General features: G+C 61.6%; 11 protein-coding genes. 10 read left to right on the top strand and 1 reads right to left on the bottom strand.

The genetic code is table 11. The annotated features are described in order from the left end of the window. The first annotated feature begins 32 nt into the window (after window positions 1-32). The 3 genes from FBX99_RS22100 to FBX99_RS22090 are packed head-to-tail and all read left to right on the top strand — an operon-like array spanning window position 33 to window position 2,495. Window positions 33-1,058 (top strand): aminoglycoside phosphotransferase family protein, encoded by a 1,026-nt coding sequence (locus FBX99_RS22100; RefSeq protein WP_144930590.1) that lies wholly within the window; start codon window positions 33-35, stop codon window positions 1,056-1,058. Then, window positions 1,055-1,726 carry an N-acetylmuramate alpha-1-phosphate uridylyltransferase MurU gene (gene murU / locus FBX99_RS22095; protein WP_144930589.1) on the top strand — a complete coding sequence of 224 codons (672 nt, stop codon included), beginning with the start codon at window positions 1,055-1,057 and terminating at the stop codon, window positions 1,724-1,726. Before FBX99_RS22100 ends, murU begins: the two co-directional genes overlap by 4 nt. A 1-nt stretch (window position 1,727) precedes the next feature. Further along, complete coding sequence (locus FBX99_RS22090) at window positions 1,728-2,495, top strand: TerB family tellurite resistance protein (protein WP_144930588.1); 768 nt, start codon at window positions 1,728-1,730, stop codon at window positions 2,493-2,495. 103 nt (window positions 2,496-2,598) lie between these two features. Here FBX99_RS22090 and FBX99_RS22085 read toward each other — a convergent pair whose 3' ends face one another. After that, window positions 2,599-3,594 (bottom strand): alpha/beta hydrolase family protein, encoded by a 996-nt coding sequence (locus tag FBX99_RS22085; RefSeq protein WP_144930587.1) that lies wholly within the window; start codon window positions 3,592-3,594, stop codon window positions 2,599-2,601. Window positions 3,595-3,668: 74 nt separating this feature from the next. On the opposite strand from FBX99_RS22085, the gene FBX99_RS22080 reads away from it, so the two are divergent. The 7 genes from FBX99_RS22080 (at window position 3,669) to FBX99_RS22045 (ending at window position 12,953) form a co-directional block, all read left to right on the top strand. Beyond that, window positions 3,669-6,065 carry a PAS domain S-box protein gene (locus tag FBX99_RS22080; RefSeq protein ID WP_145132893.1) on the top strand — a complete coding sequence of 799 codons (2,397 nt, stop codon included), beginning with the start codon at window positions 3,669-3,671 and terminating at the stop codon, window positions 6,063-6,065. Window positions 6,066-6,142: 77 nt separating this feature from the next. Beyond that, entirely contained in the window at window positions 6,143-6,772 is a 630-nt protein-coding gene (locus FBX99_RS22075) for a response regulator transcription factor (RefSeq protein ID WP_145132891.1), read from the top strand. Window positions 6,773-7,116: 344 nt separating this feature from the next. Beyond that, entirely contained in the window at window positions 7,117-8,241 is a 1,125-nt protein-coding gene (locus FBX99_RS22070; RefSeq protein WP_047702278.1) for an ABC transporter ATP-binding protein, read from the top strand. Window positions 8,242-8,294: 53 nt separating this feature from the next. Next, entirely contained in the window at window positions 8,295-9,338 is a 1,044-nt protein-coding gene (locus FBX99_RS22065; protein WP_047702277.1) for an ABC transporter substrate-binding protein, read from the top strand. Between the two features lie 190 nt (window positions 9,339-9,528). Next, the gene (locus tag FBX99_RS22055; RefSeq protein WP_144930584.1) at window positions 9,529-10,776 is read left to right on the top strand and encodes an ABC transporter permease; all 1,248 of its coding nucleotides are present in this window, start codon (window positions 9,529-9,531) and stop codon (window positions 10,774-10,776) included. A gap of 12 nt (window positions 10,777-10,788) precedes the next feature. Further along, window positions 10,789-11,613, top strand: coding sequence for an ABC transporter permease (locus FBX99_RS22050; RefSeq protein WP_144930583.1), 825 nt, complete (start codon window positions 10,789-10,791; stop codon window positions 11,611-11,613). A 191-nt stretch (window positions 11,614-11,804) separates the two neighbouring features. Then, a complete protein-coding gene (locus FBX99_RS22045) occupies window positions 11,805-12,953 on the top strand; it encodes an iron-containing alcohol dehydrogenase (RefSeq protein WP_144930582.1) in 1,149 nt (382 codons plus the stop codon). Window positions 12,954-12,981 lie beyond the last annotated feature (28 nt).

The following is a 12,981-nucleotide window of genomic DNA, read 5'->3' as shown; positions in this document are numbered from 1 at the left end:
CTTGACGGCTAGGGCCGTCGGAGACCCTTGCAATGCCCGACCAAGATGTACGCTTGCAACACCTGAAAGTTTGGCTCGATGAGCAACTTCCGATCCTTTTTGCCGCCCAGAGCTGGGGTGTCGTACCGCCGGCCACATTGACCGCGGCCAGCAGCGACGCGAGTTTCCGGCGTTATTTCCGCTGGGAAGGCGAGGGGCGCAGTCTGATCGTGATGGATGCGCCGCCGCCCCAGGAAAACTGCAAACCCTTCGTGGACATTGCGTTTTTGCTGGCGAGATCCGGAATAAATGTGCCAAAAATTTATGCAGAAGATCTCGAGCGCGGCTTTCTTTTGCTCAATGATCTGGGTAACCGGACCTATCTGGACGTGATCGATGGAGAAAATGCCGACGATTTATTCCGTGATGCCCTGCAGGCGCTGCTGGCTTTCCAGCAGTTGCCGATGGTCGCGCCGTTGCCCAGCTATGACGTTGCCTTGCTGCGCCGGGAGCTGGAACTGTTCCCCGAGTGGTACGTCAAGCGCGAACTGGGCATCGAGTTCGATTCGATACAGCAACAACTTTGGCAAGAGGCCAGTGACCTGTTGATCGACAGCGCCCTGGCCCAACCCAAAGTCCTGGTGCATCGCGACTACATGCCGCGCAATCTGATGCTCAGCGAACCCAATCCCGGGGTGCTGGATTTCCAGGATGCGGTCTACGGCCCGGTGACCTACGACGTGACCTGTCTGTTCAAGGACGCCTTCCTCAGTTGGCCCGAGGCGCGTGTCCGTGGCTGGCTGGAGGATTACTGGCGGCAAGCTGGCGCGCTTGGTATCCCGGTTCAGCCGGATATTGAAGACTTCCTGCGGGCCAGCGACCTGATGGGCGTGCAACGCCATCTCAAGGTCATCGGGATTTTCGCGCGCATCTGCCACCGCGATGGCAAGCCGCGTTACCTGGGCGATGTGCCGCGCTTCTTTGCCTATATAGAGGCTGTCCTCGCTCGTCGTCCTGAACTGGCGCAACTGCAGGCATTGTTGTCCAGCCTGCCTCGCCCGGCCGGAGCGACGGCATGAAGGCGATGATCCTTGCGGCGGGTAAGGGCGAGCGCATGCGTCCCTTGACCCTGACCACCCCGAAGCCGTTGATTCGCGTCGGCGGCATCCCATTGATCGAATACCATCTGCGGGCGTTGGGCATCGCCGGTTTCAGCGATGTCGTGATCAATCACGCCTGGCTCGGTCAGCAGATCGAGGATCACTTGGGAGATGGTGCGAGATTTGGCGTGCGGATCTGTTATTCACCCGAAGGCGAGCCGCTGGAGACGGGTGGTGGGATTTTCCGGGCCTTGCCGCTGCTGGGCGATGATGCGTTCGTGGTGGTCAATGGTGATATCTGGAGCGACTACGATTTCAGTGGCTTGCGCGGGCCACTTGAAGGGTTGGCGCACCTGGTGTTGGTGGATAATCCCGACCATCACCCGGGCGGTGATTTCATCCTGGCCGACGGAAAGGTTCACGAAGGAGAACCGGCTGCCGACAAACTGACCTATAGCGGCATTGCCGTCCTGCACCCAAGGTTGTTCGAGGGCTGCACGGATGGCGCGTTCAAGCTCGCACCGCTGCTGCGCCGAGCCATGGCAAAGGGGCAGGTCAGTGGCGAGCGCCTGGAGGGGCATTGGGTCGATGTGGGGACCCATGAACGTTTGATGCAAGTCGAAACCTTGATAGAAGCGAGCCGTTGATATGTGGTGGCCAGGGACTCTGATAGGAGCCGGAGCGGGCTTTGCCATAGCCAGCATTCCGGGGGCCATGCTTGGGGCGTTGTTGGGCCAGGCGTTGGACCGGCGCCTGAACTTGCAAGGCTGGGCACAGATACGTGAGCGCCTGGGCGGTCGTCCGGCGTTGCGCAACGACGAGCTGCTGTTTGTCTTGTTGGGACGGTTGGCGAAAGTCGACGGTCGGGTGGTGGACGGTCACATCCAGCAGGCCCGCCAGGAAATGCGTGCGCTGGACCTGAGCGAGCCGGCACAACGCCGGGCCATAGCGGCATTCAACCGAGGCAAGTCCGGAAATGACCGCGTGCGTGGTTATCTGCGTCGTCTCGCCACTCAACCCCATGCCGCCGAGGGTGTGCTGCGGGCCTGTTGGCGGATGGTCTGGGCTGACGGCCGTGCCGGCGCCAATGAGCGCGAGTTGCTCATTCAGTGGGGCAAGTGGCTGGGTTGGACACCCCAGCAGGTCCAGGCGCTGGCGATTGATTACGAACCCCAGAAGCCGTCGCTGCCCAACAGTGGCGTGACCTATCAGGAAGCGTTGCGCTTGCTGGGGGTTTCAGCCACTACTGAGCCTTCGCAGATCAAACGGGCCTATCGTCGACTGCTCAGTCGTCACCATCCAGACAAAATTGCCGGCAGTGGCGCAACGCCTTTGCAGGTGCGCGAGGCCACGGACAAGACCCGGGAATTGCATAACGCTTATCGGTTGATTCGGGAGCGGCGGGATTTTCGCTAGTGTCGTTGAATAAATAGTGGCAAGACCCTGGGGCGGCTTCGCCGCCCGCGGGGATAAATCCCCTCGCCACGAGCCGGTACCTGGCGAAAGAACCGCGTAGGCGTCATTCAGCGGGATTCTGCGGGTTCAACCACCCTCGAACCCGCCGGAACAACTGCTCCTGCTGCGCCGCCGCGTTGGGCAAGGCCTTGAGAGAGACCTGGCTGAAATTCGAACCCTTCAAGCGTTTGCTCGCCTGCAAGCGTTCCAGCGCTGCGTTGCGATCCAATGGCCTGTCCATATAGAAGACATCGGCGGTTGCCAGTTTCAAGGTCGGCGTCAGTTCGGCCAGGCCGGGTTTGGCGGTGGCCGGGGTCTGCGCGGCGACCATCACGAAGCGTTCGACCTGCGGGGGCTGTTTTTCGCTGAGATAACGCGCCGCCCAATAGGCGCCAGTGCCGTGGCCCAGCAGCACAATGCGGCGCGAGCTCTGCTGCTCGGCGTAGGCGAGGGCTGCATCGATGCGAGCGAAAACGCGTTCGGCGTCGGCCTTGGCATGTTCTTCATCGGCTTGGGCAACGACCGGGTCGACGGCGTCTGCTTCACCGCCCGCCACTTGTTCGATCGGCGGCGCAGTGGTGGCGTCCGGGGCCGCGGCAGCCGTGTCGGCCGGTTTGGTTTCCGGCGGGGTTTCCACGGCACGCGGTGCGATGACATCGCTTTGCGGGTCCGGCAGCGTGATACTCAGGGTATTCCATTCGACGTCGGGCAATTTTTTACGCAACGGTCCGATGACTTGAGGCCAATCAGCCGTTTCACCGGCACCCGGGATTATGATGACCGCGCCCTTGGGATCGCTGGTGTTGGCCGGTTTCCAGAGGGCCAGGAAGGTGTCGCTGCCGGTTTGGAGCTGTTGTTGTTCCTGGGTCGGGACTTTTCGCTCCAGCGCGGCCGCCTCTTCCTGGCTACGCTCGAGCAAGGGTTGGCGCTCGAGCGGTTTTGTCTCGGTGGGTTGATCCGACACGGCGGGCGTCGGTTCGTCAGCCTGTACAGAAAACGCACTCGGCAGGATCAGCGACAGGCACAATGCTGGCAATGCCAGGCGGTGGACAAAGGGCATCGGATATTCCAGGGCCAGAAGTATTTCCGGCAGCCTAATGGGTTGGTCAGTATTTGTCAGTGCGTGAGACTTCAATGATGCGTTTTTGCTGCCTGTGGGTTATCGGCTGTTTATGGCTTCCCTTGATGACGTGGGCTGCGCCCGCGCCTTCTGCCCATGGGGTGCAATGGAATGTCGGACAACGGCAATGGTTGGCACAACATCCTCAATTGCGGGTTGGCCTGGTCCTGCAAGCGCCGTATGCGCAGTACGATCGACGCTTGCAGCGCCTGTCCGGCACCAACGTCGAGTTGATGCAGTGGTTGGGCAAGGTATTGAACGTCGAGCTGACCTGGCGCAATTTCCAGGACCTGGCGCAACTGGAGGCCGCGCTGCGCGATGGTGAAGTGGATATCGCCCCGGGTCTGACCCAGACGCCGGGTGGACTCAGGCTCTGGCTGTTCTCCGATCCATACATGCGCGTGCCGCAGTTGATTGTCGGTGAGCAGAAGGGCGCCGAGGGTGTGGAACTGGAAAAACTCGATGCCCAGGTCCGGGTCGCGGTACGCATGCCCAGCACCACGGCGGATTACCTGCACAACACCTATCCGACATTGAATCTGCAGGGCGTGCCGATGGAGCGCGAGGCCCTGCAGCTGTTGCTCAGCCAGCAGGCTCGCTACGCGGTGGTCGACGAGGCGCAATTGGGCCGGCTCATGATCGAGCCGGAGTTCGCCGAGCTGGTGGTGGTCGGCGACATCGGCCTGCCGCAACTGCTGCGGGTCGCTACGCGTCGGGACTGGCCGGAGTTGGCCGAAATAGTCGACAAGGGGCTGCAGGCGATTCCCGCCAGGGAACTGGAGCAACTGCACAGTCGCTGGCTCAAACCCAAGTATCCGCGCCTGACCGAGACCCCGGGGTTCTGGCAGAACCTGACGTTGTTGATGCTGGCCTTGCTATTGAGCGCCATCGCCATCGTATTCTGGCAGCGTCGTCAGCAACGTGGGTTGGAGCGACGCCTGCGCTCCGCGCGCGAAGATATCGCCCAGCGTGCCGCCAGCGAGGAGGCGCTGCGGCTCACCCAGTTTTCCATCGATCAAAGCACGGTCGGCATTCTCTGGGTCAACTGGGACAGCCATGTGCGTTACGCCAACCGCGCCGCCGAAACCATGCTTGGTTATGGACCCGGTGCGATCATCGAGCGTCCCTTGATCGACTTCGAGCCGGGCCTGCACATGGATCGCTGGCTGAACCTGTGGAAGCGCGCCCGGGCCAGCGAGGACGGACCACAGAGCTTCGAGACCGAGTGCGTGCGGGCTGATGGCAGCATTCTGCCGGCCGACGTTTCCCTGAGCTTCCTGCGCTTCCGTGATGCCGAATACCTGGTGGTCTACCTCAACGATGTGACCGAGCGCCGTCGTGCGTTGGCGGCGTTGCGCGAAAGCGAAGCGCGCCTGCAAGGCATCGCTGCCAACGTGCCGGGCCTGGTCTTCCGCCTGGAGCGGGCACCGGTGACCGGCCAGATCGATTTTGCCTACATCAGCGAAGGCAGCGAGAGCCTGGTGGGTTATTCCCCCGCGACCCTGGCTCGCAGCGACACCGGCTTGCGCAGCCTGGTGCATCCGGAGGATAAGGCCGATTATCACCGCACCCAGGACCAGGCGCTGGACAGCGACAGTGACTGGTCGTGGCAGGGGCGCATCCTGACCCGCGAAGGCCGGGAGCGCTGGGCCGAGATCAAGGCGATCACCCGTCGTCTCGAGGATGGCGCCTACGTCTGGGACGGCATTGTCTGGGACATCACCGAAAGCAAGCGTATCGAGCTGGAACTGGCCAGCTCCCGTGAGCAATTGCGCGAATTGTCGGCGCACCTGGAAAGTGTGCGGGAGGAGGAAAAGGCCCGTATCGCCCGGGAAGTCCACGACGAACTGGGTCAGATGTTGACGGTGCTGAAGCTGGAAACGTCCATGTGTGAGTTGGCCTATGCGCAACTGGACCCCGGCCTGCAGGAGCGTCTCAACAGCATGAAGCGCCTGATCGCCCAGCTTTTCCAGCTGGTGCGAGACGTGGCGACGGCGTTGCGACCGCCGATCCTCGATGCCGGTATCGCCTCGGCCATCGAATGGCAGGCCCGACGCTTCGAGGCGCGTACGCAGATCCCGTGCCTCGTGCAGGTGCCCGACAATCTGCCGGCCCTGAGCGATGCCAAGGCGATCGGCCTGTTCCGTATTCTTCAAGAGGCGCTGACCAACGTGATGCGCCACGCCCAGGCGCACACCGTGGAACTGACGCTGGTTCGCGAAGGCGATGAATTGTGTCTGATCGTGAGTGATGACGGTGTAGGATTTATTGCCGATACAAGTCGGCCGACATCCTTTGGGCTGGTGGGAATGCGCGAGCGAGTGCTGATCATGGGCGGGCGGTTGTCCCTGGAGAGTGAGCCGGGGGAGGGGACTACCTTGGCAGTGCGGGTGCCCTTGCTTGAGGCCTGATGGGGTGGGTTTTATGTACACATAGCCCCTGCGGGAGCGAGCCTGCTCGCGATTGGATTCTGAATCTGGAGAAGAACGTGATCCGTGTACTGGTAGCCGAAGACCACACCATCGTCCGTGAAGGCATCAAGCAATTGATCGGCCTGGCAAAGGATCTGGTGGTGGCGGGAGAGGCGAGCAATGGCGAGCAGTTGCTCGAGACCCTGCGACATGTGCCCTGCGAAGTGGTGCTGCTGGACATATCCATGCCGGGCGTCAATGGCCTGGAGGCGATCCCGCGGATCCGTGCGCTGAGCAATCCGCCGGCGATCCTGGTGTTGTCGATGCATGACGAGGCGCAGATGGCGGCCCGGGCGTTGAAGGTGGGCGCGGCTGGCTACGCGACCAAGGACAGCGACCCGGCGTTGCTGCTCATGGCGATTCGCAAGGTCGCGGCGGGCGGGCGTTACATCGACCCGGACCTGGCCGACCGCATGGTGTTCGAAGTCGGCCTGACCGACACTCGCCCGTTGCATTCGCTGCTGTCCGAGCGCGAGTTCTCGGTCTTTGAGCGCCTTGCCCAAGGCGCCAACGTCAACGATATCGCCCAGCAACTGGCCTTGAGCAGTAAAACCATCAGTACCCACAAGGCGCGGTTGATGCAGAAACTCAACATCACTTCCCTGGCGGAACTGGTGAAGTACGCGATGGAGCACAAGCTGCTCTAGGCACGCCACAGATCCCTTGTGGGAGCGGGCTTGCTCGCGAGTGCGGTGTGTCAGTCAAATATGCATCACTGATACACCGCATTCGCGAGCAAGCCCGCTTCCACAGGAAATATGCGCTGACATACTTATTTGCGACACGCCCAGCATTGCTTTTACCCCCAGCTTGCGGCTTGCAACTCATAACTCGCCACTGCCCTTATCCAATCCCGCCGCCCTTGTAGGGCAATCCCTACCCCGACTCTTCCATCCGGCTGAGGCGATTCTCTCCTGCGCCCCGATTTGCGCGGGCACGAGGCTCCACTAGGCTTGATTCACAAGTAGTCATCAATACAAAAGGTGCGGGTATGAGCCAGGTTGATTCAAGCGCGGGGGCCAGCGATGTGCTGGTCAGCTTTCGTGGTGTGCAAAAGAGCTACGATGGCGAGAACCTGATCGTCAAGGACCTCAACCTGGACATTCGCAAGGGCGAGTTCCTGACCTTGCTCGGGCCGTCCGGTTCCGGCAAGACCACCAGCCTGATGATGCTCGCGGGTTTTGAAACCCCGACCGCCGGTGAGATCCAGTTGGCCGGCCGTGCCATCAACCATGTGCCGCCGCATAAGCGCGACATCGGCATGGTGTTCCAGAACTATGCCCTGTTCCCCCACATGACCGTCGCCGAGAACCTGGCGTTTCCATTGACCGTTCGGGGCCTGAACAAGAGCGATGTCAGCGATCGGGTAAAACGGGTACTGAGCATGGTCCAGCTGGACACCTTCGCCCAGCGCTACCCGGCGCAATTGTCCGGCGGCCAGCAACAACGTGTCGCCCTGGCGCGGGCGCTGGTATTCGAGCCGCAACTGGTGCTGATGGACGAACCCCTCGGCGCGCTGGACAAGCAACTGCGTGAACACATGCAGATGGAAATCAAGCATCTGCACCAGCGCCTCGGCGTGACCGTGGTCTATGTGACCCACGACCAGGGCGAAGCCTTGACCATGTCCGACCGCGTGGCGGTGTTCCACCAGGGCGAGATCCAGCAGATCGCTCCGCCGCGCACACTCTACGAAGAACCCAAAAATACCTTCGTCGCCAACTTCATCGGCGAAAACAACCGTCTCAGTGGTCGCCTGCACAGTCAAACCGGCGATCGCTGCCTGGTGGAGCTGGGCCGTGGCGAGAAGGTCGAGGCGCTGGCGGTAAACGTCGGCAAGCCCGGCGAGCCGGTGACCCTGTCGATCCGTCCGGAGCGGGTGAGCCTCAACGGCGCAAGCGAACAATGTGTCAACCGCTTCTCAGGGAGGGTGGCGGAATTCATCTATCTGGGCGACCACGTCCGGGTTCGCCTGGAAGTCTGCGGCAAGAACGACTTCTTCGTGAAACAACCGATTGCCGAGCTCGACCCCGAGCTGGCCGTCGGCGACGTGGTTCCGCTTGGCTGGCAGGTTGAGCATGTGCGTGCGCTCGACCCACTTCTAGAGGCGAATTGATCGCCCCCCTGCTGTAATCAACACACCAACCCTGCACGTGGAGAGAACAATAAATGTTGAGATCCCTGAAGTTCACCGCCCTGACCCTGGGCATGATGGGTGCGGCAAGCGCGATGGCGGCGGGCCCGGACCTGACCGTGGTGTCTTTTGGCGGGGCGAACAAGGCGGCTCAGGTCAAAGCCTTTTACGCACCGTGGGAAGCGGCCGGCAACGGCAAAATCGTGGCTGGCGAGTACAACGGCGAAATGGCCAAGGTCAAGGCCATGGTCGATACCAAGAGCGTTTCGTGGGATCTGGTTGAAGTCGAGTCCCCTGAATTGTCCCGTGGTTGTGACGAAGACATGTTCGAACAGCTCGACCCGGCGCTGTTTGGCAAGACCGAAGACTACGTCAAGGGCGCCATCCAGCCTTGCGGCGTAGGTTTCTTCGTGTGGTCGACCGTACTGGCCTACAACGCCGACAAACTGAAAACCGCGCCCACCAGCTGGGCGGATTTCTGGGACACCAAGCAATTCCCGGGTAAACGCGGCCTGCGCAAGGGCGCCAAGTACACCCTGGAATTCGCCCTGATGGCCGACGGTGTCGCGCCAAAAGACGTCTACAAGGTGTTGGCCGGCAAGGATGGTCAGGACCGCGCGTTCAAGAAACTCGACGAACTCAAGCCGAACATCCAGTGGTGGGAAGCCGGCGCACAGCCGCCGCAGTACCTGGCGTCCGGTGACGTGGTCATGAGCTCGGCCTACAACGGCCGGATCGCCGCCGTACAGAAAGAAAGCAACCTGAAAGTGGTGTGGAACGGCGGCATCTACGACTTCGACGCCTGGGCCATCCCGCGTGGCCTGGACAAGACCCGCGCCGAAGCGGCGAAGAAATTCATCGCCTACTCGGTGGCGCCACAGCAGCAGAAGACCTATTCGGAAAACATCGCCTACGGCCCGGCCAATACCCAGGCAGTACCGTTGCTGTCCAAGGATGTCCTGAAAGACATGCCGACCACCCCGGAAAACATCGCCAACCAGGTGCAGATCGACGTCAGCTTCTGGGCTGATAACGGTGAGCAACTGGAGCAGCGCTTCAACTCCTGGGCTGCGAAGTAACCCGACATCCGAGACTGGATGGGATCCATGTGGGAGCGGGCTTGCTCGCGAAGGCGTCATCACTTCCAACATTTATGTTGACTGGTACACCGCTTTCGCGAGCAAGCCCGCTCCCACAGGTTGGGTGTTTCAAAAGAACAGGGGCGGCACACCGTCCCTGTAACGACAAAAAAGATTTGCGGAGTTCGCCATGGCCATCGCCGTTCCACTGAACGCGGGCACCAGCCCCACCTTGAAGCAGCGGCTCAAGCGCGCCGAGCGGGTCAACCGCTGGAAGGCCCAGGCCTTGATCGCGCCGCTGGTGCTGTTTCTGTTGCTGGTGTTCCTGGTGCCAATCGTGGCGCTGCTGTTCAAAAGCGTCAGCAACCCGGAAGTGGTCGGCACCATGCCGCGCACCGTGGCTGCGATTGCCGCGTGGGATGGACGCGGTTTACCTGGGGAGCCGGTGTACAAGGCCGCCAGTGAAGACCTGGCCGACGCTCGCAAGAATCAGACCCTGGGCGATTTGTCCAAGCGCCTGAACATGGAATCGGCCGGCTATCGCAGCCTGCTGACCAAGACCGCTCGCGCGCTGCCGTTTGCCAGCGAGCCGGCTTCTTATAAAGAAGCACTGGAAGGCCTCGATGAGCGCTGGGGCGATCCTGCGTATTGGCAGGTCATCCGCCGTAATACCAGCAACGTCACCCCTTATTACCTGCTGGCGTCCGTCGATCATCGCATCGACGACCTCGGCGAACTGGCCCCGGCCACGCCTGACCAGGCGATCTACCTCGATATCTTCGCCCGCACGTTCTGGATGGGCCTGATCATCACCGCGATCTGCCTGGTACTGGCTTATCCGCTGGCCTACCTGTTGGCGAACCTGCCGTCGCGCCAGAGCAACCTGCTGATGATCCTGGTGTTGTTGCCGTTCTGGACTTCGATTCTGGTGCGGGTGGCCGCGTGGATCGTTCTATTGCAATCCGGTGGGCTGATCAACAGCGCGCTGCTGGCCATGGGCGTCATCGACAAGCCCCTGGAGTTGGTGTTCAACCGTACCGGCGTCTACATCTCGATGGTACACATCCTGCTGCCGTTCATGATCCTGCCGATCTACAGCGTGATGAAGGGCATCTCGCCCACCTACATGCGGGCGGCGATTTCCCTGGGCTGTCATCCGTTCGCCAGTTTCTGGCGGGTGTACTTCCCGCAGACCTATGCCGGTGTCGGCGCCGGTTGCCTGCTGGTGTTCATCCTCGCCATCGGCTACTACATCACCCCGGCATTGCTGGGCAGCCCGAACGACCAGATGGTCAGCTACTTCGTCGCGTTCTACACCAACACCAGCATCAACTGGGGCATGGCCACGGCGCTCGGCGGGCTGCTGTTGCTGGCGACCATCGTGCTTTATCTGATTTACAGCTGGCTGGTGGGCGCCAGTCGCCTGCGCCTGAGCTAAGGGGAGATCGAAATGCTGAGTCCTTACATGTCTCCCGTCGAACGGGTGTGGTTCTACTGCTTGCGCACGCTCTGCGGGTTGATCCTGTTGTTCCTGATCCTGCCGGTACTGGTGATCGTCCCGCTGTCGTTCAACTCCGGCAGCTTCCTGGTGTATCCGCTGCAAGGCTTTTCGCTGCACTGGTACCAGGACTTCTTCGCCTCGGCCGAGTGGATGCGGGCGCTGAAGAACAGCATCATCGTAGCCCCGGCTGCCACGTTGCTGGCGATGGTCTTCGGTACGCTGGCGGCCATCGGCCTGACCCGTGGCGATTTCCCGGGCAAGGCGCTGGTCATGGCCCTGGTGATTTCACCCATGGTGGTCCCGGTGGTGATCATCGGCGTGGCCAGCTACCTGTTCTTCGCGCCGCTGGGCATGGGCAACAGTTTCCTCTCGCTGATCGTGGTCCACGCGGTGCTTGGCGTGCCGTTCGTCATCATTACCGTCTCGGCGACCTTGCAAGGGTTCAACCATAACCTGGTGCGTGCGGCGGCCAGTCTTGGGGCTTCGCCGCTGACGACGTTTCGTCGGGTGACCTTGCCGTTGATCGCCCCGGGTGTGATCTCCGGAGCGCTATTCGCCTTCGCGACTTCGTTCGATGAAGTGGTGGTGACCCTGTTTCTCGCCGGTCCCGAGCAAGCCACCCTGCCACGGCAGATGTTCAGTGGCATCCGCGAAAACCTCAGCCCTACCATCGCCGCGGCGGCGACGCTGTTGATCGCCTTCTCGGTGATCCTGCTTTTGACCCTGGAGTGGTTACGTGGGCGTAGCGAGAAGCTGCGTACCACCCAGGTATAAGTTGGTGTGGGAGCGGGCTTGCTCGCGAAAGCGGTGTATCAGTCGACATAAATGTTGAATGTGCCCCCCTATTCGCGAGCGAGCCCGCTCCCACATTGGGTTTGTGGTGCATTCAGGCGCTGAATGGCAGAACAACGCGCAATACCGAGCTATCCTTGTGCCAGCCCATACTCGAACAAGAGGCCGCGCACATGAGTCTTTCCTCATTCAAGATCGCCCACAAACTGATCACCGGTGCCGCTGCCATCGAGCAACTGGCGGGCGAGCTGACCCGGCTGGATGTGGATAATCCGCTGATCGTCACCGATGCCGCGCTGGTCAAGTCCGGCACCGTGGAACTGGCCCTGCAACACCTGGGCGGGCGCGACTACGAGATTTTCGACCGGGTCATGCCGGACCCGGAAATCGCCATCGTCGAAGACTGCATGCAGGCCTACCGCGACGGTGGCCACGACGGCCTGATCGGCCTCGGCGGTGGCAGCGCCATCGATATCGCCAAGTGCGTGGGCGTCTACGCCGGTTATCACGGCGAGCTGCAGGACATGTTCGGTGTCGATCAGGTACCCCGCAAGGGGCCGCCGATGATTGCCATTCCCACCACGGCGGGTACCGGCTCGGAGGTCACCAACGTGGCGATCCTCTCCGACAAGGCTGCGCAGCTGAAAAAGGGCATCGTCAGCGATTATCTGTTGCCGGACGTGGCACTGGTCAGTCCGCAGATGACCCTGACCTGTCCTCCTGGCGTGACCGCGGCCAGTGGTGTCGATGCGCTGGCTCATGCCGTCGAGTCCTACCTGTCGCTCAATGCGTCACCGATCACCGATGCCCTGGCCATCGGTGCGATCAAGCTGATCAGCCGCGCGTTGCCCAAGGCCTTTGCCAACCCTGCTCACCTGCAGGCGCGCGAGGATATGGCCACCGCCAGCCTGATGGCCGGCATGGCGTTCGGCAATGCCGGGGTCGGGGCGGTGCATGCATTGGCTTATCCGCTGGGTGGGCGCTTCCACGTGTCCCATGGCGTTGCCAACGCCATGCTGCTGCCCTATGTCATGCAATGGAACAAGATGGCTTGCGTGGAGCGCATGCGGGACATTGCCGAAGCAATGGGCATAAAGACCGGCCATTTAAGTGATCTTGAAGCCGCCGACGAAGCGGTGGAGGCCATGGCCGCGTTGTGTAGCGCCGTAGAGATCCCCAAAGGCCTGAGCGGCCTGGGTGTCACCGAGGGCGTGATCCCGTCCATGGCCGTGGAGGCGGCGGGAATCGAGCGGTTGATGCGTAACAATCCACGCAAGTTGAGTGTCGCTGATATCGAGAAGATCTACCGCGCAGCGTATTGATCGTCGGCCACGGTGGGCGCGCCAAATC

The sequence above is a fragment of the Pseudomonas sp. SJZ074 genome (genome assembly GCF_007828215.1).
Taxonomy (GTDB): Bacteria; Pseudomonadota; Gammaproteobacteria; order Pseudomonadales; family Pseudomonadaceae; genus Aquipseudomonas.
Note: the sequence above shows the minus strand (reverse complement) of the source record. Positions and strands in the feature narration are given on the sequence as shown.

Bases quoted from the DNA above. Each gene is read 5' to 3' on its own strand.
- FBX99_RS22100 (WP_144930590.1), top strand. From the start codon at position 33: ATGCCCGACCAAGATGTACGCTTGCAACACCTGAAAGTTTGGCTCGAT.
- murU (WP_144930589.1), top strand. From the start codon at position 1,055: ATGAAGGCGATGATCCTTGCGGCGGGTAAGGGCGAGCGCATGCGTCCC.
- FBX99_RS22090 (WP_144930588.1), top strand. From the start codon at position 1,728: ATGTGGTGGCCAGGGACTCTGATAGGAGCCGGAGCGGGCTTTGCCATA.
- FBX99_RS22085 (WP_144930587.1), bottom strand. From the start codon at position 3,594: ATGCCCTTTGTCCACCGCCTGGCATTGCCAGCATTGTGCCTGTCGCTG.
- FBX99_RS22080 (WP_145132893.1), top strand. From the start codon at position 3,669: ATGATGCGTTTTTGCTGCCTGTGGGTTATCGGCTGTTTATGGCTTCCC.
- FBX99_RS22070 (WP_047702278.1), top strand. From the start codon at position 7,117: ATGAGCCAGGTTGATTCAAGCGCGGGGGCCAGCGATGTGCTGGTCAGC.
- FBX99_RS22065 (WP_047702277.1), top strand. From the start codon at position 8,295: ATGTTGAGATCCCTGAAGTTCACCGCCCTGACCCTGGGCATGATGGGT.
- FBX99_RS22055 (WP_144930584.1), top strand. From the start codon at position 9,529: ATGGCCATCGCCGTTCCACTGAACGCGGGCACCAGCCCCACCTTGAAG.
- FBX99_RS22050 (WP_144930583.1), top strand. From the start codon at position 10,789: ATGCTGAGTCCTTACATGTCTCCCGTCGAACGGGTGTGGTTCTACTGC.
- FBX99_RS22045 (WP_144930582.1), top strand. From the start codon at position 11,805: ATGAGTCTTTCCTCATTCAAGATCGCCCACAAACTGATCACCGGTGCC.